This is a genomic window from Robiginitalea sp. SC105, from assembly GCF_014243345.1.
Lineage (GTDB): Bacteria > Bacteroidota > Bacteroidia > Flavobacteriales > Flavobacteriaceae > Robiginitalea.
In genome coordinates this window covers 77226-96321 of record NZ_JACLZF010000002.1, presented here as the reverse complement: position 1 = coordinate 96321, position 19096 = coordinate 77226, and the positions used below count along the sequence as shown (strand labels likewise).

Genomic DNA, 19096 nt, shown 5'->3' with positions numbered 1-19096 from the left:
AAACACAAGAATCCGTTCCGGAGAGCGCGGTAACCTCTCCTCCCACCGGTAAACTCCGGCTGGGAGGAGATTTTTAGTTAACCCACCCCTCCCGCGGTATATCATGACAACTGTCATGGATTTCAGCCCTTCGGGTTCCTATCTTTAACAGAAGTCTTATAAATGGGCTGCGTATGGGCCCGAAGAGAAAATACCGCCTGGACCTGCCTGCAGAAATTCCTGCAGGGGGACTGCCATTGCCGTCCCCCCGGATACAGGTCCGACCCCGCAACACATATAAATACGAAGCCGCTCTGGGTAAAGGCCAACCCGGAGAGGAAGAAGCCCCGGAGGACTCACAGTTCAGCACTGCCCAAAAAACACTCAGCCTGCGAAACCGGGCACTGGAGGCAGCCGGCAACGGAATTGTCATCTCGGACGCCCTGCTACCCGATCGACCGGTCATCTACAGCAACCGTGCCTTTACCGAAATTACCGGATACTCGGCCCGGGAAATCCAGGGACGGAACTGCCGGTTATTACAGGGGGATGACAGGCAGCAGCCGGGCCTTGAACGAATCCGCAGGGCGCTCAATACAGGGGAGGCCTGCCGGGAACTTCTTCGCAACTACCGGAAAGATGGCACCCTTTTCTGGAATGACCTGTCAATCACCCCTATTGCCGATGACCAGGGTAAAATCACCCATTTTATCGGGGTGCTCAACGATGTCAGCGATCAGGTGGCAGCCGCCGATTACAAGGATGGCATCCGGAAAATCCTGGAGTCGATCGCCGCATACGCCCCCCTGTCCAAAACGGGGCAGGCGATTTGTGAATTGCTGGTGGCGCATACGGGATCCCGGGCCGCCCTTATTTCACTCAAGGCACAAGGAGGGGACGAACTCCGTGCACTGGCTTCTTTCCGCTTGCCCGAAGCCCTGAAAAAAGCCTTCGACAGGATTCCGCTTGGTGCAGCCACCAGCTGTCCCTGCAACCGGGCTGCCACGGAAAAACGCGAAATTATCACCCCTGACCTGTCCCGCGAGCCGCAGCGGAGCGAAAACGATATGCAGTTACTGCAATTCGGGTTCCGGGCCTCCTGGGCCTTCCCCATCCTCTCCCCAGATAGGCAATTGCTGGGGACCTGTACCCTGTATGGGGACCGGATGGGGAAACCGGACCCGGACACCCGGGGGATGATCCGGGAAGCACTTCAACTGGCAGCCCTGGCAGTGGAACGCCGCTGGAACCGGGACCAACTGGAAGCTGGCAAGAAACAGTTACAGCGGTATGCAAGGGAACTCGAGGAAAATGTGGAAGCCCGGACCCGGCAGGTGCTGGAAACCGTGGAGGAATTGAAGAAGACCAACCGAAGCCTGCAGCAGCAGTTCGAAAGCACCCGGGAGGCAGAGAACCTTGCATTCGCGAGCCAGGCATTATTTATGGCCATGGCCAAGAATTTTCCCAAAGGGGTGATTATGGTTTTTGACCAGGAACACCATTTCGTGCACCTCGAAGGGGAAGAACTCCGTGCAATGGACCTGCTTTCCTGGCAATACGCCAACCTGGGCATCGATGCGCTCCCCGGATTTGGCGAAGACCAAAAACGCCTGCTCTCAGAACGGGTCGCAGAAACCCTGCTGGGTTCACACGTGAGTTTTGAAATGGAACACGGGGCGAATACCTATGTGGTGAATTCCACCCCCCTGGAATTCGATAACGCCATCCGCTGGGCCCTGCTGGTTTTCAGCAACACCACGGAACAGAAAAAGGCAGAGCGCGACCTGCTGCGCGCACTCCACAGCGAACAGGAACTCAATGACCTGAAATCCCGCTTCATTTCCATGGCTTCCCATGAATTCCGGACACCCCTCAGTGCCATCCTCTCCTCGGCCATCCTGTTGGGCAGGATGAACGAACCCGGGAAGGAAGGCAAACGGGAACGGTACATCAAACAAATCAAAAACAACGTCCGGAATATGGTGGTCATCCTCAACGATTTCCTTTCCCTGGGTAAACTGGAGGAAGGGGACATCAGTTTCCAGGCATCCGATTTTGACTTTCTGGAACTTCTTCGTTCGGTCCTGGGGGAGCTCGAACCCAGCCTGAAGGTGGGACAGCATTTCGTGCAGGTTTGCGACAGGGCCGATTTCAATGTCCGCCTCGACCCCAAACTCACCCGTCACATCCTGGTGAACCTGCTGTCCAACGCCATAAAGTATTCACCTGAAAACAGTGCGATCCACCTGCGGGTAAGCCGGGAAGGCGATGAATTGATGCTCTCGGTCAGGGACCGGGGAATCGGTATCCCGGAGGATGAACAGCCCAACCTCTTCAACCGGTTCTTCAGAGCCAGGAATGCCATAAATATCCCCGGGACAGGGCTCGGGCTGCACATTGTAAAGCAATATACGGAACTGATGGGCGGACGCATACAGTTCACCAGTACAACGGGCCGCGGAAGCACCTTCCTGATCCATCTGCCCTGCACCTTAAAGACTGAAAAAAATGAAACGAATCCTGATCATTGAGGACAACGAAGATGTTCGCGAAAACACAGCGGACCTGCTGCAACTTGCCGGGTACGATACGGCTACATCTGCCGATGGGCACTCCGGTATCAGCCTGGCCCTCGAATACAAACCGCACCTGATCCTCTGCGACATCATGATGCCGGGTATGGATGGATACCAGGTGTTGGAACACCTGCAGTCCCATGCGCAGCTGGCCGGCACCCCTTTTGTGTTCCTGACCGCCAAATCCGAGAAATCGGATATCCGCAAAGGGATGAACCTGGGCGCCGACGACTACCTCACCAAACCCTTCGAGGAATCGGAGCTCCTGGGCGCAGTGGAATCGCGACTATACAAGCACGCCTTTTTGCAAAAAAAGTTCCATCCGGGTATGGAGGGAATGCAGCAGTTTATGAAGCAGGCTTCCTCCTACCTGAACCTGGACCACATTGAACGGACCTATTTCGCCCGGAAATACAACCCCAAAGAATATCTCTTTATGGAAGGGGATGGCGTCCACCACCTCTTTTATATCCGAAAGGGAACCATTAAGGCGCATAAATCCACCGAGGCCGGAAAGGAGCTGGTGACGGGGATATTCCGGGAGGGTCAATTCATAGGGCAACTCTCCATGCTCAACCCGGGAGGTACCTACCTGGAAACGGCAACAGTCGTGGACCCCGCGGAAGTATATCCCATCCCCAAATCGGACTTCATCCACCTGCTGGACAGCGACCGGGAGGTTGCCCATAAATTCATGGAGTTGATCTCCGGCGACCTGATTGACCTGCAGCGGCAGCTCCTGCAGATGGCCTACTGGCCTGTCAAACAGCGTGTTGCCAGGGCGCTGATCAAATTAAGGGAAGGGTTGCCCACAGATGCCAAAACAGACACCGGGATCGAAATATCCCGGGAAGACCTGGCGGGCATTGTCGGGACGGCGACGGAGACCACCATCCGGGCGCTGACCGAATTAAAAACCGAAGGCCTTATCCGGATGGGTAAGGCCCGCAGCATCATCATTTCCGACCCGGAAAACCTGAAAAAACTGGCCCGGGCAGGCTGTTGATATCATTCCTTCAGTAGTTTGCGCCTGATGGTTTTCAGGGCCCAGGAAAAGGCAAGCGCTTTCAGGGCTGGTTTTACTGCAATCGCCACGCCGTGCCTTACGGTTCCCGTAAGGGCGAGGGCAAGGTCGGATTTGATGGTCTCCAGGCAAATCTCCCGTTCCAGCGCCAGTATTTGCAGCCGGTTGTCAATCTCCTCAAAGGAATGGAACACAGGTCGTTTCATAGGTCGGAATATAAATCTGAATAATTTCTGAGCACCGGGGCATCCAGCCGGTCCCTGAACCGGTAGGCCAACCCGAATACCACCAGGTAGCCGGCGCCGACCAGCAGGAATCCCCAAATCATGCTGCCCATCCAAACACCGAGGGCCAGAGCGGTACCTACGGAAAGGAACAGCATTGCCAGTAGGGCAAACACGCCTACCAGCAGGGATTTTACCAGGGAGGTCACCAGCCGCATACTCAACCTGAAGGCTTGCAGCCGAATGGTTTCCCTGCTGCTATCCAGGTACTGCCGGGCTTCCCGGGCGGCATTTTGCAGTGCCTCCTTTGGAGCCGGGACGTTCATGGCACCTACTTCTGGAGTTGTGCATTCTTTTTGCGGAGTTCCTCGAGCTTGTGCTCCAGGCCCACGATAATATCGTCCGCCTTGTAGCTCATGTGGCTCAGCAGGTCCTCCAGCTTGTCCTCAAAGGCTACCCGCTTTTCCTCGGCAGTCCGGGTCAACTCATCTTTGGCATGTAAGATCCGGTCTGCCAGGTCATGTCGGGTTTCATCGACTTTCTCCCTGATTTTTTTCCGGGTATTGGAACCGGCATCCGGGGCGTACAGGATTCCTACCCCGGCACCTATCGCAGCCCCTGTCAGGAGGGCCAGCATGATGGCTCCGCTTTCATTTCTCATGGTAGTTAAATTTAAAGGTTCATAAATAACTACCGGTAAGATAGAGCGGAATCAGAGTGCCGCAAATGACCTGCGTCATGTGCGGTCCCGGTTCCCAAAAGCCCTGCCCTGGTTGTGGCTTAACTGATAAAAATCATTTTAATTGGGCGGTGTATTGCGGACCTTCCGGAGTAGAATCCTAAAGCGGAAGATCATGAAACCCACCCGAGTTTACGACAAAAGACTGGCCGAGTTCCAGCAGCAGGTAAGCAGTAGTTTTGAACACCTCAGGGATCTCCGCCAGGCCGATGAGCGAAAGGCCTTCAACGAGGAATTGATGAAGGTCCTCCCCGAGGTGCACCGGTATATCACCCGGGCACTGAGGCTGGCCCTTTCCAAGGGCGTGATATCCCACAACAAATACCGGCCCGACGATTTTTTCGACCAGTTGATCATCGAGATATGGGACCATTTCGATGACATCCCTTCCGGGGATATGTTCCGTTCCTGGCTGTTTGAACGGGCCGAAAAGATACTGGAGGATATGGAAGTGGAGGAAATATTCAGTTCCTGCTACAATGAAAATATCGACGACTACTCCCGGGCCGAACAGTCCGAAATGGAGGAGAACTACAGCACGGACGGGGACGGGGACCTGGTGATGCTCGAGGACCTGGACGACATTTCCTACAGGGACCACCACTACATCCTGAAGAACATTTTCCTGGACGATGCCCATGAAGACCTGATGGCCCTGATGGAGTCGGACGCCGGCAGGGATCAGGTAGAACAGCGCCTCGACGCCACCCTCTTCGGGATGCCGGCAGATGCCCGTTCCGTTTTTGAACTGGCCACCCTGCAACTGTTCAGCACCGAGGAAATCGCCCTGATCAAGAAACAGGACGAGGCCGAGATCGAGGCTTTGCTGGAGCGCGCGCGTTCCCTTTTGCGGGATACGCTGAGTGAACATTTACTGGATTGATAAAACACACGTGATGACATCAAAAAAATTAGTTGCCAGGTCCGATTACCTCCTGCCGCAGAGCCTTGAGGGACTGCATATACAGAGCAGGGAATGGCTCGACACCATTGCCTTCTGGAAAGACGAAACCCGTTTTTTCTCCCATTTGCTTCAAAAGCGGGAAGCGGAAATAAACGACCCGCTGAATTTCCCGAAAATTTTGGGCGACCTGGACACCCTCCACGAAACGCTCTTCGACTACCTGGCCGATGAGATCCGGGATCATGAAAGACTGCTCAGCCGCGTGGAAGGGGGGGCTCCGGGCCTGTCCGATTCGGATTACCGGGAACAACACCGGCAACTGGCCGGGAAAATGGAAGTGTTCAGTGCGGATTTCCGGGAATTCAAAAGGATGGTCTTCGGCTATGCCCGCAAGTGGTAGGCCAGTCAGGGGCTGAGCACCTGGTAGGTCTGGCGGGCTATTTCGAGTTCCTCATCGGTGGGCACCACCCATACTTTTACGCGGGAACCGGCTGCGTGTACTGCTTGTAAGCCCGCGCCCGGGTCCTGGTTGCGCGAGGGGTCCAGGCGGATCCCGAGATAGTCCATGTCCCGGCAGACCAGGTCCCGCATACGGGAGGAGTGTTCCCCGATCCCGGCCGTAAAGGCCAGGCCGTCCAGGCCGTTCAGGGCAGCCGCATAGGCGCCCACATATTTGCGTATGCGGTATGCGGTCATTTCCAGGGCGAGCCGGCAGGCGGCGTCCCCTTTCTCCGCGGCCTGTTCAATATCCCGCAGATCGGTTTTTCCCGTGAGGCCCTTCAGCCCGCTGTCCCTGCTCAGCATCTCCTTAACCTCTTCCAGGGAATACCCCAGGCTCTCCACCAGAAAAAAGATGATGCCGTGGTCGATATCCCCGCTCCGGGAACCCATGATCAGGCCATTGCTCGGGGTAAAGCCCAGGCTGTGGTCCATGCTGATGCCTCCCCGGATTGCCGAGGCACTGCAGCCGCTCCCCAGGTGCAGGCAGATCAGTTTGCCATCAGCGGGCAGGTGGGGCGCCAGTTGTCCGGCCACATATTTATGGCTCGTCCCGTGAAATCCGTATACCTGCACCCCGTGTTCCCGGTACAGCACCTCCGGGAGGGCATATTTCCGGGCCTTCAGGGGGATGGTCTGGTGGAAGGCCGTATCGAAAACAGCCACCTGCAATGCCCGGGGGAAGAATGATTCTGCCTGGAGGATGCCCTCCAGGTTGGCGGGATTGTGGAGGGGGGCCAGGCGGGCAAGTTCCAAAATGGCTTTCTTTACCTTTGAATCAACCACGGTGGTACTGCTGAACCGGGTCCCTCCGTGTACCACCCGGTGGCCTACTGCAGCCACGGACCCGGCATCCTCGAGGACCCCGGTTTCCGGATCGAGGAGTGCCGAGACGATTTCCCTCAACGCCCCCCGGTGATCCGATGCCTGCAGTTCCCGTTCGAAAGCTGCCCCGGAGGCCTGGTATTTCAACAGTGCATCCCCGGCGCCGATCCGTTCGACCATCCCCTGGCATATCCGGGTTTCCTCCGGCATCCGGAGCACCTGGAACTTCAGGGAGGAACTTCCGGAATTCAGTACGAGGATGATGCGGCTCATGGGGTGGTTCTGGGTTTAATGCTGCTGGGCCTGTATGGCCGTAATGACTACGGTGTTGAAGATATCGTCCTCCGTACACCCGCGGCTCAGGTCGTTTACCGGTTTATTGAGGCCCTGCAGTACCGGGCCGATTGCCAGGGCCCCCGTTTCCCGCTGTACTGCCTTGTAGGTATTGTTGCCCGTGTTCAGGTCGGGGAAGATAAACACGGTTGCCCGGCCTGCGACCTCCGAGTCGGGCAGTTTGCTCCGGCCCACCTTCAGGTCCACCGCTGCATCGTATTGAATGGGCCCTTCAACCTTCAGGTCGGGACGGCGTTCCCGGACCAGGCGGGTGGCTTCGCGGACCCGGTCCACATCGGCCCCCTGACCGGAAGTACCCGAAGAATAGGACAACATGGCCACCCGGGGTTCAATGCCGAAGGAAGCCGTGGTATCTGCAGAGGAAATGGCTATTTCAGCCAGGTCGGCAGCACTCGGGTTCGGGTTGATGGCGCAGTCCCCGAAAACCGTTACCCGGTTCGGGAGGCACATGAAAAAGACGGAGGAAACCAGGTTGACCCCGGGCCGCGTCTTGATGAACTGAAGGGCCGGGCGGATGGTATGCTGGGTGGTGTGGGCAGCGCCGGAAACCATGCCGTCCGCATCCCCTTTATAAACCATCATGGTGCCGAAGTAGGAAACGTCGGCCATCAGGTCCTGGGCCATGGTCAGTTCCATGTTCTTGTGTTTCCGCAATTCGTACAGGGTTTCTGCGTAGTCGGCAAACCGGGGGGCACTGCGGGGGTCCAGAAGTTGGATTTCCTCGGGCAGTTGCAGTTTTAACTGTTTGGCCTTCTCACGGATCTCCCCTACCGGCCCCAGGAGGGTAAGCCGGACTGCATGGTGGTTGATCAGTTCTACGGAGGCTCGGAGGACCCGTTCGTCCGTGCCCTCGGGCAGCACGATATGCCGGAGGTCGGACTGGGCTTTCCTGAGCAAATTATACTGGAACATCCTCGGGGTGATCCCGTCGGCCCGGAAAGTGACCAGGCGCTCTGCCAGGGCGTCTTCCGGCACAAAAGCCCGGAAATCCTTGAGGGACTGTTCAATCTTGAGCGTATTGCCCGAATAGATCTTGGGCTGGATGGAGCCGATCCGGTTGGTTACCGAAAACGTACCCCCCTGTACGGAGACAATGGGCACCACCTCCGACAGGCCTTCGATCAGGCGGTTGATGGTATCCTCGGGCAGCAGCCCCCCCGTAAGCACGATCCCGGAGACCGATGGGTAGTTGGTCGAAAGGTTCGCCTGCAGGGCGCCCAGGATGATGTCGGCCCGGTCCCCCGGGGTGATGACCAGGGTATCCTCTTCCAGATGGGTCAGGTAATTCCTCAGCTGCATGGCCCCCACGCCAAAGTGCGCCACCTGCTTGTCCAGGTGGTTTTCCCCGAACAGCACGACCCCCTCCAGGGCGTCCACAATTTCCCGCATACTGGGGTTGCCCAGGACCGGGTTCATCGGGATGGCTGCGGTCAATACCCGCTCCGGCAGGTCGGCCTGCAGTTGGTCAAGGACCAGTTGCCGGTTTTTGGCCTGGATCTTATTGGCTGCGACCATCAGGACCTCCACCCCCTGGTCGCGGAAAGAATCATAGGCCAGTACCAGGGAATTGACGAACTCCTCCAGGGTCTTCCCGACCCCACTGGAAAGGATCACCGTGGGGATGCCCAGGTTTTTGGCCAGGAGCACATTGAAGTCCCATTCGATGATAGCCCCTTCGCCCGTAAAATCGGTCCCCTCTACCAGGATAAAATCGAAGCGGCTTTCGAGGTTTTTGTATTTCTGGATAATGGTGTCCAGCACCTGATCTTCCTGGTTCCTGCTGCTTTTTTGGACCACCTGGCTGCGGGTACAGGCATAGGCCTCCCCGTAATCCAGGGGAATATTGAAATGAGAGAGGATGGTGGCGATGTGGTTGTCCTGTTTTCCATCGGGATAATCATCGATGATGGGGCGGAAATAGCCCACCCGGGCCATCTTGCCCAACAAAAGCCGCATCAACCCGAGGGATAGGATGGATTTACCGCTGTTGGCCTCGATGGTGGCAACGTAAATGCCTTTATTCATAGTCTGTGGGATCGTACTTGATACCTGCAAATTTAAGGGTTTACCCATGGCAATGAAAATCCCGTTGCCAATTCTTTTGCCACGGCCCAACTCCCCATGCCAGCGAACAAAAATGGCATGGCCATGACACAAATCATTTCAGCGAACACCCATGGAGTGTAATTTGGGGTATCAAAGCATACCCCTATGAAGTCAATTCTCTATGCAACCGATTATTCCGAGGCCTCCGTTGCAGCCCTCCATTGTGCGCAGGTCCTCAGCAGGAACCTGGACCTGCGCTTGGTACTCTGCCACGTTTACGATGTTCCGACCCTGCTCGGGACGCAGTTGGAAGGCCCTTTCCCGCATTTGCGCACCGATGCATATACCACCCAGCGCAAAAAACTAAAGGCTTTTTTCGAAAAAAACCGGGAGGATAACCATCCCGTCCGGGAGCTGCATGTGGAACCCGTCGAAAACATGTCCGTGCTTTCGGGTATCCTGTCTAAGGCATCCGAATGGCAAACACGACTGATCGTGGTGGGAATGAAGGGGGAATCCCTGGTCAGGGGGATGATCATGGGGAGCACCACCAAAAAACTGGTGGACAAAGCCCCCTGCCCCGTGCTGGCAGTCCCTGCCAAACACCACTTTACCGAAATCAAAAACCTGGTCTATGCAACGGACTTTGAAGTCGAGGATATCAAGGCGCTCGAGAAAGTGGTCATCCTTGCCCGCGCCTTCGGGGCCGCCGTCCATGTGGTACATGTAACGGAAGACACCCAATATTCCGGGCCGTCCAACCTGTCATGGTTCCGGCAAATGCTCGAAAGCCAGGTCAAGTACGAAAACCTGCATTTTGAGTTGCTGAAATCCGGTGACGTGGCCAACTCCCTGAAGGACTATACGGAGCACCAGGAGGCCAGCCTGATCGGCATGTTGGAGCGCTCCTCCAAACACAATACGAACAAGTGGTTCCGCCGCGACCTGGTCAAACAGATGGCCTCGAATAAAAGCATCCCGTTGCTGAGCTTTAACGAGCAAAACCTCAAAACGCTTTTTGTCTGAGAGGCCCTAGGACAATTCGGGAAGCACCAGCAGCGGCATGGTCGTTTCAAAGGCGAGTCGCTTTACCACCGGCTCCTTTACTACGGCTTCCAGGAGGGAGTGCCGGTGGCGGACCAGGGCAATCATCTCCGCCCCGATTTTATGTGCGTGTCCCAGCAACGCATCTTTCAGGTGGCCCTTTATCGGCACCTCTTCAAAGCGACAGTTAATCCCGGGCAGGCGGCTTTCCAGCAATTCCCTGTGGTCCTGCTGGGAGGGTTTCAGTTCAAACTCGGATGCCACGTATACAATATGCAGCGTGGCCCGCCACTGCAAAACAAGTTCTTTCAGCAGCTTCAGCTGGTAAGGTTCAAAAGCGTGCAGGTAATCGGTGGGGAACAGTACGTGCCGCAACCGCTGGAAGTCGAATCCGGCAGGGACGATCAGGGTGGGGCGTGTGCGGACCCGGCGCATGATGCGCACCGCGTTGCTGCCCATGAACAGCTGTTCTGCCCCGGTGGCGCCCTGTGTCCCGATGGCAATCAGGTCAACGGGTTCTGCCTCCAGCACGGCCTGGATGCAGGAAATTAGTTCGCCGGGGACGCACGTTCCCGATATGCGGTGTTTTGGATGCCGGTGTTCCCTTTCAAGGTAACCGAGCATCTGCTCCATTTCGTCCGTCGCCTCCCTTTTCCGGTTTTCCAGTACCTGCCAAAGCTTTTGTTGTTCCGGGTCTCCGGGGAGCTTTCCGGGGCTCATGGAATAGGCGTGGAGGAGAATGAAATGGCAGGCGGTTTTATCGAACAGTTTCAGGGTCGAAAAAACGGCATTCCAGGAATTTTCCGAAAAGTCTACCGGCAACAGGATGGTTTTCATGGCTGGGCGTTATTTAACGGGTTCGCTGTGGTCTGGCACCACCAGGAAGGGAATTTTTATGTGGAAGCCTATCTGGTCAATGTTCTGGCGGACGAGCAACCGTTCAAAAAACGTATGGCTGCGGTTTGTCATCACCAAAAGGTCTATCGGGTGTTCTTCAATGAACCGCAGGATTGCCTCGGGCAGGTTCCCGCCCTTCTCCTCGACAATCTCGTACTCTATTTCCTCCATGCATCGCTCCAGGTGTCGCTGGTTGTCTTTCTGGGCGTCTGTCAGCCCGCCGGCTTCCTCCTTCATATGGAAAATCAGCACGCGGGAGTCGTGGGCTCGGATGATATCGAGCATCGGTTGGAGGTCCTCCCTTTTGTAATAGCCCCTGTAATCGCTTGGGAAAAGCACCATCCGGGGCGGACGGTAGGTCGTTTCAGAGGGTACCGCCAGCAGCGGCCTGTGGGCTTTACGAATCGCCCACACGGTGTTCGATCCGAGGAACACCTGTTTGGCGCCGGTGGCCCCCTGGGTGCCCATCACGATCAGGTCGATCTGTTTCCGCTCCGAGATATCGCGGATCTCGTCCGTAAGCGTATTGAAGGACGATACGAGTTCAAAGCGGTAACGGGGATTCGGAAATTCCCGTTCGATATCTTCCAGGGTTTTTTCCAGGCCGCTCATGGAAATATCCACACCGACATCCGGGATCCCGCTGATCTCCGGCCCGCCGCTTAGGTAATCAATGCGATAGAATGCTGGCGTATACGTATGCAACAGGTAAAACGTACAGGTCTCATCCTTGAAGAAGAGCAGGGCATATTCAATCGCATGCCATGCATTTTTCGAAAAGTCGGTGGGTATCAGGATGTTTTTCATGATTCCGGTATTTGGTAGGCTTAAAGGTATTTCCTGCCCGCTCCATGGCCTATGATAAAGATCAGTCCTACCCAGGACTGATTCAGGTCATTTCCATTCCCGTAAAAAAGGGGGACCTTCTCCCAGTAAACCGGCGACAAAAAAGCCCCGTAACCACCCTCGGCCCTGCACCGGGTCGCGATACGATTGCCGTGGACCTCCTGCTGATTGCCCCCGAGGACCGGCCTGCAATTTGTCGCTCAAAAAAACAGGACCATGAAAAAGTTCGCAATTATTCTCATCCTCCTGGTGGCGTTACCCGCCTGGGCCAGCGCCCAGACCATCAAGGAAATCAACAAGCCCGCTATCGAGGGCCTGGATGAAGTCACGCCCTTCCATGAAGGGTACGCCGCAGTCCGGAAAGGCGACCAATGGGGCTTTATCAATACCGAGGGAGACCTGGTGATCCCATTCCGGGACGACCTGGTATGGCAAAGGGAACCGGACCCGGAGGCAAAAGGCATCCGCAGCATTGCCTACCCCCGGTTCAACAATGGGCGCTGCCCGTTCCGGTCCGCTGGTGAAGACGATATCCCGGTTTATGGTTTTATAGACCCCCAGGGGCGTATCGCGGTTCAACCCGAATTCCTCAATGTGACTGAATACACGCAGGGATACGCTATTGGCATCTACCATAAGAAGACCTTCAGGGGCAAAAACAATTTCCAGCTCAACATCTATGACTACTCCTTTACGGAAGTCATCCTGAATCCGGATGGGGAGATGGTCTGGCCCCTGGGAGAACGCCAGAATATCCTCATGGAGCCCCGGCGATACAAAATTCCGGACATTCATGCACGCATGCTGACCGAAAGCCTGATTGCCGTGGAAACCACACCTTCCCGATGGGAAATCCGCAGGATCGACCTGAAAAACAACTTCTAAACGGCACATACCACCTGCCCGCGGCAGTGTCTGAGGACCTGCCCGGGGCAGTGTTCGGGGAACTGCATTACCCTGGTGTTACACCGCCAGCCCGGTTGCCTTTCGGAGCATCCGCCGGAGCTCGGGCATGTTACTGGGGTTGATCAGGTTGATGGCCGGCACCGAGCAGAGGCGTTTTACCAGTTCAACTCCCGCAAGCGTATTCGAGGCAACCCCCGTAACCAGGTCCGGACGCCGGCCAAACGCGTGCATCAGGCCCCGGACAGCATAAGGGTCCGAAGCGCTCAGGATTGAAAAACGGATCTGCTCGCCCAGCAGCTTGATGGCGACTGACCCGTTGTAGGGCTCGAGCGGGGAGGCGCCAATCTCGACCACGGCGACATCCGCATCGACCGCGGCCATCCGATTCAGGAGACCCCGCAGCCGTTTGCAGTATTCGGCCACGGGGCAAATGGAGGATGGCAACCCCACATCCACAAAATCAAAAACGGCAACGGCGCCAACGTCTTTCATCGCAAGGATGTCCTTATAGCGACCTGCCCCCGCGAGCTTGCCCCCTATAACCCGGTAGCCGGCCGATTTGAATAAATGGGTTACGATCCTGGCGGATGTGGTTTTGCCGGCCGACATGGATGTGCCAAAAAAGAGGATAACCGGTAATTCAAAAGGCCTGTCCGGGACCTCCCCGACAAAATCCGACATGGTGAGCTTCCGTCCCTGTCGCATGGCGTGGCCACGGTAAACCCCCTGCATGAGGGGCGGTAAAAAAACCGACTTGGAAGTAAGTTTGCCAAATAGTCCCGCCCCTGTGAGCACATGCATCTTCAGGTCGTCGGAAATGGCATCCCACCGCCCGGTGGCCTCAAGGGTGGCATAGCGGATTCCGAAAGCACCTACGACCCACTCCCCTCCTATCACCCCCCGCATCCGCCCGTTGGATAACTCCAGCTGGAGGCTATTGCCCCCCGCATCCTCGATTTCGCAAACCACGTAGTCCCCGTTGGCCCATTGCTCCCTTGGGAGGATTTCAACCTCAAAGGGGCGGTGCGCGAGATCGGATATCCGGGTCAGGGAGGTAAATATGTCGACCTGCTTTTTCATTGCCTTAATTTTGTTTGAGCGGCCCCAGCAGGATGAGCAGCGTCAGCAAGGCCGTGCGCTCCTCCAGAAACCGGGTCCGGATATGTTCGTGACTGGCATGGGCGCCATCCCCGGGGATTCCCAGGCCATCAAGAGTTGCCGTAAACAAGCTGGTAGTGTTTGCATCCGACCCTCCCCCGGCGGCCGCCTGCCTCAATTCCAGTCCCAATTCCCTCCCCGTTGCATCGGCAAGTAACCAGAGCCTTCGGTTACGGGGGGTGCGCTCCATTGGAGGGCGGCCAAAACCTCCGTCGATTTCCAGCCCGATCTGATCGGATGAGGGCTGCAGGCCGTGGATGGCCTCCTCCACCTTCCTACCCGAAGCGAAGTCGGGAACACGCACATCAAGGACCACCCTGCTGGTAGGTGCCACCGTATTCGGGGAAATCCCGCCTTCTATAAGGCCCACATTCACGGTAATACCGCGTTCAAAATCATTCAGTTTGTAGACCTGCTGCACGAGGCTGGCCATTTCGACAATGGCGTTGACCCCTTTTTCGGGGTCGAGGCCGGCATGGGCGGCGCGTCCGTTCACGGTCAGGGTAAAACGTCCAAGGCCTTTCCTTGCGGTCTTCAGACGCCCATCCGGACCCAATGGCGGTTCCAGGACATAGGCCCTGTCCGCCAGGCGGGCCAGGCGACGGATCGCCGCCGTGGACTCCGGGCTGCCGATTTCTTCATCCGAATTGATGAAAACCACCGGGGTAACCGGCACCGGGATCGATAAGTCTTTCAGGCAGCGCAGGGCAAAGTATATCTGGGTAATCCCGGCCTTCATATCGTAGATCCCAGGGCCGCTGAGGCGGCCATCCTCCTGGCGGATGGGCATGCCGGGAAGCGTCCCCCCGGGCCAGACCGTATCGCAATGCCCGAGCAGCAACTGTAGGGGGTTCCCCCTTTTTCGATTGCGGGAACGGGCATAGAGGTAACCCCCGGTTCGGGCGCCGGGCACTTTCAGCACATACATCCCCAGTTCCTCAAATCGGCCTCCCACCCAATCCATCAGCCCTTGCTGTGCCCCGGGGTCCGAGGACGGGGTTTCCATGGCAGCCAGTTCCTTCAGAAAGGCGAGCATGTCCCCTTTCCGGGCAGAAAACCAGGGGAGCAGTTGTTTCTTTATGGACTGGTCTGACGTCATCTCTTAAATCCTTTGGGAAATGGAAAAGAATAGGTTTCGGCCACGCGTGCGAACCGGCCTTCAGCAACATAGGCAAGCAACGGGTGCTCCCTGAGCATCTGTTGTTCGTCCCTTTCGGACATCCGCAGGTAATCCCGGTCCACATAGGCGTTCCGGATCCTGCCGGTGATCAGGCTGTTCCGGCCAAAACCGTCCAGGGTCCGGAAGTGTTCGCAATCCAGCATCAGGTAGGAGCCTGAAAGGAATGGGATATCCGTTTCAGGCAAACGAACCGTCGGCAGGAACCTGAGTACCTGATCCGATTTGCACAGCGCTTCCTGACGGGGGGAGGCACTCAGGGCGGCAATCAGGGTCTGATCCGGTTTTGGGAAGCTCACTGAAAAGCCCCCTCCCTCCTGAATATTTTTGTAGGTCCCGTGCTCAGGGGAACACACAAAACCAAAATAATTGTCAAATCCCATCGGGGTAACCATGTGCTTCGGGGCCAGGTCATACCCCTCCCCCTCAAGGGTCCCGATGACCGCCAGGGGCGCGATCATGAAAAAGCGCTGCCAAACCGGCGCTTCCGTCGCAATGCGTTCTATGTGTTTTACATTCCCGTCCGACATCGCAGAGCCATTTTCCGATAAGGTACACTGGTGAAAACTGCCGGGCACTGACCCCGGTCATAAAGTGAAGGCGATCAGCGCGGAAACTGCCTGATTCAGGTCATTTCCACCACGGGGGGAAACTGCTACATTTCGCACACGGCAGCGCAAATACTGCCCATAGTAATAACTAAATCACATTGTCATGAAAAAGCTGCTACTAGGTCTTATTTTAATCGGGTTGACCAGCCCGGCCATTGCCCAAATCGTCAAGACGGAACAATTATCCGAAGTCACCGTTTACGCCACCAACTACAAATACCTCAACAACGTGGGCTCCATGGAACCCGCGGCCCTGCCGGTAGAAATGTTGGAGCGGAAGGTGGCTGCCTTTGACCTGGAAAATTCCGAGTACTACGTGGACGACTACGACCTGTACCAAATCCGGTTCTTTATCCCGGAAGGCAAGGTTTTGGCCGCCTATGACAAGGACGGAAAGATCCTGCGGACCATTGAGCGTTTTAAGGACATTGCGCTTCCCAGATCCGTCAGGGAGGCCGTGGCAGAACGCTTTCCCGGATGGACGGTCACCAAAGACGTGTACGTGGTTCATTACAACCAAAACAAGGGAGCCGAAAAAACCTACAAGCTCGTCCTTGAAAACGGCGACCAGAAAATCCGCGTAAAAATGGACGATAAAGGGCACTTCCTGTAAGATCTGTCCGCTTCGCCTTCGGGAAGCCCTTTGTCACAAAACCGGCGGGAGTAGATCCCGCCGGTTTTTAGTTGCCCAACCCCTGGTTTCCCCTCCTATTCCTTCTTCTCCTGCCGCTCGAGCTTGCGGAAATACCTTCGGGTCAGAAAGTTGTGTTTCATGGCTTCCATGTTCTGGTCGAATTTGATCATTGCGGAATCCAGGCTGATCAGGGTGCTTTGCAGGTGCCGGGCGGACACCGTGTCCTTCAGCAGGACGCCTGCAACCCCCTGGCCCTCCGCCGTTGCATCGGTCATGGAATTCAGGCGCCGGGCAAAGCGGTGCAATTCCTGCCCCGTACTGTCCAGGCGGGCAGCGGTTTGTTGCAGGCGCGCGGCAAAATCGGGGTTGTCGAATAAAAGCCCGGCAGCGCTTTCGTCCGTATCCCATCCGGCAATCAAATCCTCGAGGCGGGCAAACATTGCTGCAGAACGGGCCGTGGTCCGTTTCAGGTTGGCGAGGCTTTCGCGGAAATCCCCGGCCAGGATACTGTCGTTCAGCAGTTGCCCCAGGACGCCGGACCCGTTTTTAAGGGAATGGGTTACCGCAAGCAGGTCTGCCGTCAACTGGGCGGCATTTTCGTTGGTTACATTCAGGGTGGACAACATATCCTGGGTGGTGATCCGGCTGAAACTCGGGATTTCCATGCCTTCGGTAACCGGCGGCCCCTGGCCTTCCCCGGGCAGGATATTGACCAGCATGCTGCCCACCAGGCCGTCCGAGCCCACAAGGGCCACAGCATCCCCCTTGATATGCCGTTGCATCTCGGACTCGATCCGCATATAAACCCGGATGCTGGTATCGTTTTCCATACGGATTTCCCGAACTGTGCCCACATTGATGCCCGAATAGCGCACGTTATTCCCTTCCTGCAGCCCCCCGACATTCTTGAACACCGTACTGATTTCAAAGGTGCGGCTGAAGATCTTCTGCTCATTGCCGATCAGGTATGCGGCCAGGAGCAGCAGGGCGGTGCCGGCGATTACGAACAGCCCGAGGCGCACATTGTTTCCGGTAGCTTTTCCCATGGTCTTATTTTTTAAAAAATGCTTCAACTTTCGGATCGCTGCTTGCCGCCAACTCGGCATAGGTGCCCTCCGCATAATTCACCCCGTCCACCAGCAGGACAATCCGCTCCGATATCACCCGCGCGCAATCCACATCGTGGGTAATGATCAGGGAGGCCGTCCCGAATTTTTGCTGGATCCGCCGCATCAGCCCGATGATTTCCTTGGAGGTGATCGGGTCCAGTCCACTGGTAGGTTCGTCGTAGAGGATCACTTTGGGCTTCAGGATCAATGTCCTTGCCAGGGCCACGCGTCGCTTCATCCCTCCGGACAGGTCGGCCGGCATCATATCGATGGCATGGGCCAGCCCGACATTTTCGAGGGCTTCCAGCACCAGTTCCTCCGGGTCCGAATCCGGGCCCATCCGCTTCCGGTGCCTGCGGAGCGGAAATTCCAGGTTTTCCCGGACCGTCATGGAATCGTACAGGGCACTCCCCTGGAACAGGAAACCGATGTCGCCCCGGAGCCTGTCGAGTTCCTCCCGGCCCAGCGTCCCGACCTCCTCGCCCAGGACTTCCACATACCCGCTGTCCGGTGCCATCAGGCCCACCAGGCATTTGATCATGACCGATTTGCCCGAACCGGATTTACCCATCACCACCACATTCTCCCTTTCGAAAAGGGTGAGGTTGAAACCCCTTAGGACCGGATTGTCCCCAAAGGACTTTTTCAGGTCGGCAATGCGGATGACCGCCCGGTCGGCCGGGGCCTGGGGTTTTGTTGAATCCCTATGTGTTTTGGTTGCTTGCATGGGTCAGAGGTCATAAAAAATATCCGCGATGAAAACGGTCATGAAATCGACAAAAAACAACAACAGGGAGGCCAGTACAACCGCCGTGTTGGCCGCTTTGCCGACGCCGGCCGTACCTTTCTTGCAGTAATAGCCCTTGTAACAGCCCACCAGCCCGATGACAAACCCAAAAAAGAAGGACTTGACCGTGGCTGGCACCAAATCCCCGTAGGAAAGGGCATCGAATACCGTGTTGAAATACAGGCGGAAGCTCATGGCCCCTTTGATGTTCTCCACCAGCGCGGACCCGAAAAGGGCGATGGCGTCGGCAAACAGCACCAGCAGGGGCAGCATCAGGATGGTCGCCAGGATGCGGGTGGTAACCAGGAATTTGAAGGGGTTGGTGCCCGATACTTCCATGGCGTCGATCTGCTCGGTGACCCGCATGGACCCCAGCTCGGCCCCGATCCCGGAGGCAATACGACCGGCGCAGATCAGGGCGGTGATTACCGGGCCGATTTCACGGACAATCGAGATACCGACCATGTTGGGCATCCAGGAAAGGGCTCCAAATTCAATGAGGGTTGGACGGGATTGCAGGGTAAGGACCAGCCCGATGATAAAACCGGTGACCACCACCAATAGGAGCGACCGGTTGCCGATCTGGTAACACTGGCGGATGAATTCCCGGAATTCATAGGGCGGCTGGAATACCACACGGAAAAAACGGCCCGCAAAGGCGGCCATACCGCCAATTTCGTCCAGGAACTGGACTACCTGCACCCGGATAGAACCTATTGTACGCATCGCCTCTTAAAGGTAGGCGCAACGGGCTGCCC

The 19096-nt window shown here is 56.6% G+C and carries 20 protein-coding genes; 7 read left to right on the top strand and 13 right to left on the bottom strand.

The window, feature by feature from the left end; genetic code table 11:
• Positions 1–173 precede the first annotated feature (173 nt).
• The gene (locus tag H7F20_RS09500) at positions 174–2510 is read left to right on the top strand and encodes an ATP-binding protein (protein WP_185785954.1); all 2337 of its coding nucleotides are present in this window, start codon (positions 174–176) and stop codon (positions 2508–2510) included.
• Positions 2488–3561: a response regulator gene (locus H7F20_RS09495; protein ID WP_185785953.1), complete on the top strand. Its 1074-nt coding sequence runs from the start codon at positions 2488–2490 to the stop codon at positions 3559–3561. The genes H7F20_RS09500 and H7F20_RS09495 overlap by 23 nt, the downstream gene beginning before the upstream one ends.
• A gap of 2 nt (positions 3562–3563) precedes the next feature.
• On the opposite strand, the gene H7F20_RS09490 is transcribed toward H7F20_RS09495, so the two are convergent.
• Genes H7F20_RS09490 through H7F20_RS09480 form a run of 3 tightly spaced genes read right to left on the bottom strand, consistent with a single transcriptional unit; the run spans position 3564 to position 4464 of the window.
• The gene (locus H7F20_RS09490; RefSeq protein ID WP_185785952.1) at positions 3564–3785 is read right to left on the bottom strand and encodes a hypothetical protein; all 222 of its coding nucleotides are present in this window, start codon (positions 3783–3785) and stop codon (positions 3564–3566) included.
• Positions 3782–4129 carry a phage holin family protein gene (locus H7F20_RS09485; RefSeq protein WP_185785951.1) on the bottom strand — a complete coding sequence of 116 codons (348 nt, stop codon included), beginning with the start codon at positions 4127–4129 and terminating at the stop codon, positions 3782–3784. Before H7F20_RS09485 ends, H7F20_RS09490 begins: the two co-directional genes overlap by 4 nt.
• 5 nt (positions 4130–4134) lie before the next feature.
• Positions 4135–4464, bottom strand: coding sequence for a YtxH domain-containing protein (locus tag H7F20_RS09480; RefSeq protein ID WP_185785950.1), 330 nt, complete (start codon positions 4462–4464; stop codon positions 4135–4137).
• Positions 4465–4657: 193 nt separating this feature from the next.
• Here H7F20_RS09480 and H7F20_RS09475 point away from each other — a divergent pair, with 193 nt between their 5' ends.
• Both H7F20_RS09475 and H7F20_RS09470 read left to right on the top strand, forming a co-directional pair.
• A complete protein-coding gene (locus H7F20_RS09475; protein ID WP_185785949.1) occupies positions 4658–5425 on the top strand; it encodes an RNA polymerase sigma factor in 768 nt (255 codons plus the stop codon).
• A gap of 13 nt (positions 5426–5438) precedes the next feature.
• Complete coding sequence (locus H7F20_RS09470) at positions 5439–5846, top strand: hypothetical protein (RefSeq protein ID WP_185785948.1); 408 nt, start codon at positions 5439–5441, stop codon at positions 5844–5846.
• 5 nt (positions 5847–5851) lie between these two features.
• Here H7F20_RS09470 and H7F20_RS09465 read toward each other — a convergent pair whose 3' ends face one another.
• Together H7F20_RS09465 and pta are read right to left on the bottom strand one after the other, a co-directional pair.
• Entirely contained in the window at positions 5852–7042 is a 1191-nt protein-coding gene (locus H7F20_RS09465) for an acetate/propionate family kinase (protein WP_185785947.1), read from the bottom strand.
• Positions 7043–7057: 15 nt separating this feature from the next.
• Positions 7058–9148, bottom strand: coding sequence for a phosphate acetyltransferase (gene pta / locus H7F20_RS09460; RefSeq protein ID WP_185785946.1), 2091 nt, complete (start codon positions 9146–9148; stop codon positions 7058–7060).
• Between the two features lie 186 nt (positions 9149–9334).
• Between pta and H7F20_RS09455 the strand changes: the two genes are divergently transcribed.
• Complete coding sequence (locus H7F20_RS09455; RefSeq protein WP_185785945.1) at positions 9335–10195, top strand: universal stress protein; 861 nt, start codon at positions 9335–9337, stop codon at positions 10193–10195.
• 6 nt (positions 10196–10201) lie between these two features.
• On the opposite strand, the gene H7F20_RS09450 is transcribed toward H7F20_RS09455, so the two are convergent.
• Both H7F20_RS09450 and H7F20_RS09445 read right to left on the bottom strand, forming a co-directional pair.
• Positions 10202–11050, bottom strand: coding sequence for a universal stress protein (locus H7F20_RS09450; protein ID WP_185785944.1), 849 nt, complete (start codon positions 11048–11050; stop codon positions 10202–10204).
• A gap of 9 nt (positions 11051–11059) precedes the next feature.
• Entirely contained in the window at positions 11060–11917 is an 858-nt protein-coding gene (locus H7F20_RS09445; protein ID WP_185785943.1) for a universal stress protein, read from the bottom strand.
• Between the two features lie 255 nt (positions 11918–12172).
• On the opposite strand from H7F20_RS09445, the gene H7F20_RS09440 reads away from it, so the two are divergent.
• On the top strand, positions 12173–12841 hold the full coding sequence (locus tag H7F20_RS09440; protein ID WP_185785942.1) for a WG repeat-containing protein: 669 nt from the start codon (positions 12173–12175) through the stop codon (positions 12839–12841).
• A 78-nt stretch (positions 12842–12919) separates the two neighbouring features.
• On the opposite strand, the gene H7F20_RS09435 is transcribed toward H7F20_RS09440, so the two are convergent.
• From H7F20_RS09435 to H7F20_RS09425, 3 genes are read right to left on the bottom strand one after another with little or no spacing between them, the layout of a single operon-like run.
• The gene (locus tag H7F20_RS09435; RefSeq protein ID WP_185785941.1) at positions 12920–13942 is read right to left on the bottom strand and encodes a hypothetical protein; all 1023 of its coding nucleotides are present in this window, start codon (positions 13940–13942) and stop codon (positions 12920–12922) included.
• Positions 13943–13946: 4 nt separating this feature from the next.
• A complete protein-coding gene (locus H7F20_RS09430) occupies positions 13947–15119 on the bottom strand; it encodes a M20 family metallopeptidase (protein WP_185785940.1) in 1173 nt (390 codons plus the stop codon).
• Complete coding sequence (locus tag H7F20_RS09425) at positions 15116–15727, bottom strand: flavin reductase (protein ID WP_185785939.1); 612 nt, start codon at positions 15725–15727, stop codon at positions 15116–15118. The genes H7F20_RS09430 and H7F20_RS09425 overlap by 4 nt, the downstream gene beginning before the upstream one ends.
• Before the next feature lie 184 nt (positions 15728–15911).
• Here H7F20_RS09425 and H7F20_RS09420 point away from each other — a divergent pair, with 184 nt between their 5' ends.
• Entirely contained in the window at positions 15912–16421 is a 510-nt protein-coding gene (locus tag H7F20_RS09420) for a nicotinate-nucleotide adenylyltransferase (protein ID WP_185785938.1), read from the top strand.
• A gap of 95 nt (positions 16422–16516) precedes the next feature.
• Here H7F20_RS09420 and H7F20_RS09415 read toward each other — a convergent pair whose 3' ends face one another.
• From H7F20_RS09415 to H7F20_RS09405, 3 genes are read right to left on the bottom strand one after another with little or no spacing between them, the layout of a single operon-like run.
• Complete coding sequence (locus H7F20_RS09415) at positions 16517–17488, bottom strand: MlaD family protein (RefSeq protein ID WP_185785937.1); 972 nt, start codon at positions 17486–17488, stop codon at positions 16517–16519.
• A 4-nt stretch (positions 17489–17492) separates the two neighbouring features.
• Complete coding sequence (locus H7F20_RS09410) at positions 17493–18278, bottom strand: ABC transporter ATP-binding protein (RefSeq protein WP_185785936.1); 786 nt, start codon at positions 18276–18278, stop codon at positions 17493–17495.
• Positions 18279–18281: 3 nt separating this feature from the next.
• On the bottom strand, positions 18282–19064 hold the full coding sequence (locus tag H7F20_RS09405; RefSeq protein WP_185785935.1) for an ABC transporter permease: 783 nt from the start codon (positions 19062–19064) through the stop codon (positions 18282–18284).
• Between the last annotated feature and the right edge of the window lie 32 nt (positions 19065–19096).

Excerpts from the sequence above, each read along its gene's own strand:
- H7F20_RS09500 (WP_185785954.1), top strand. The coding sequence starts at position 174 with ATGGGCCCGAAGAGAAAATACCGCCTGGACCTGCCTGCAGAAATTCCT.
- H7F20_RS09495 (WP_185785953.1), top strand. The coding sequence starts at position 2,488 with ATGAAACGAATCCTGATCATTGAGGACAACGAAGATGTTCGCGAAAAC.
- H7F20_RS09490 (WP_185785952.1), bottom strand. The coding sequence starts at position 3,785 with ATGAAACGACCTGTGTTCCATTCCTTTGAGGAGATTGACAACCGGCTG.
- H7F20_RS09485 (WP_185785951.1), bottom strand. The coding sequence starts at position 4,129 with ATGAACGTCCCGGCTCCAAAGGAGGCACTGCAAAATGCCGCCCGGGAA.
- H7F20_RS09480 (WP_185785950.1), bottom strand. The coding sequence starts at position 4,464 with ATGAGAAATGAAAGCGGAGCCATCATGCTGGCCCTCCTGACAGGGGCT.
- H7F20_RS09475 (WP_185785949.1), top strand. The coding sequence starts at position 4,658 with ATGAAACCCACCCGAGTTTACGACAAAAGACTGGCCGAGTTCCAGCAG.
- H7F20_RS09470 (WP_185785948.1), top strand. The coding sequence starts at position 5,439 with ATGACATCAAAAAAATTAGTTGCCAGGTCCGATTACCTCCTGCCGCAG.
- H7F20_RS09465 (WP_185785947.1), bottom strand. The coding sequence starts at position 7,042 with ATGAGCCGCATCATCCTCGTACTGAATTCCGGAAGTTCCTCCCTGAAG.
- pta (WP_185785946.1), bottom strand. The coding sequence starts at position 9,148 with ATGAATAAAGGCATTTACGTTGCCACCATCGAGGCCAACAGCGGTAAA.
- H7F20_RS09455 (WP_185785945.1), top strand. The coding sequence starts at position 9,335 with ATGAAGTCAATTCTCTATGCAACCGATTATTCCGAGGCCTCCGTTGCA.
- H7F20_RS09450 (WP_185785944.1), bottom strand. The coding sequence starts at position 11,050 with ATGAAAACCATCCTGTTGCCGGTAGACTTTTCGGAAAATTCCTGGAAT.
- H7F20_RS09445 (WP_185785943.1), bottom strand. The coding sequence starts at position 11,917 with ATGAAAAACATCCTGATACCCACCGACTTTTCGAAAAATGCATGGCAT.
- H7F20_RS09440 (WP_185785942.1), top strand. The coding sequence starts at position 12,173 with ATGAAAAAGTTCGCAATTATTCTCATCCTCCTGGTGGCGTTACCCGCC.
- H7F20_RS09435 (WP_185785941.1), bottom strand. The coding sequence starts at position 13,942 with ATGAAAAAGCAGGTCGACATATTTACCTCCCTGACCCGGATATCCGAT.
- H7F20_RS09430 (WP_185785940.1), bottom strand. The coding sequence starts at position 15,119 with ATGACGTCAGACCAGTCCATAAAGAAACAACTGCTCCCCTGGTTTTCT.
- H7F20_RS09425 (WP_185785939.1), bottom strand. The coding sequence starts at position 15,727 with ATGTCGGACGGGAATGTAAAACACATAGAACGCATTGCGACGGAAGCG.
- H7F20_RS09420 (WP_185785938.1), top strand. The coding sequence starts at position 15,912 with ATGAAAAAGCTGCTACTAGGTCTTATTTTAATCGGGTTGACCAGCCCG.
- H7F20_RS09415 (WP_185785937.1), bottom strand. The coding sequence starts at position 17,488 with ATGGGAAAAGCTACCGGAAACAATGTGCGCCTCGGGCTGTTCGTAATC.
- H7F20_RS09410 (WP_185785936.1), bottom strand. The coding sequence starts at position 18,278 with ATGCAAGCAACCAAAACACATAGGGATTCAACAAAACCCCAGGCCCCG.
- H7F20_RS09405 (WP_185785935.1), bottom strand. The coding sequence starts at position 19,064 with ATGCGTACAATAGGTTCTATCCGGGTGCAGGTAGTCCAGTTCCTGGAC.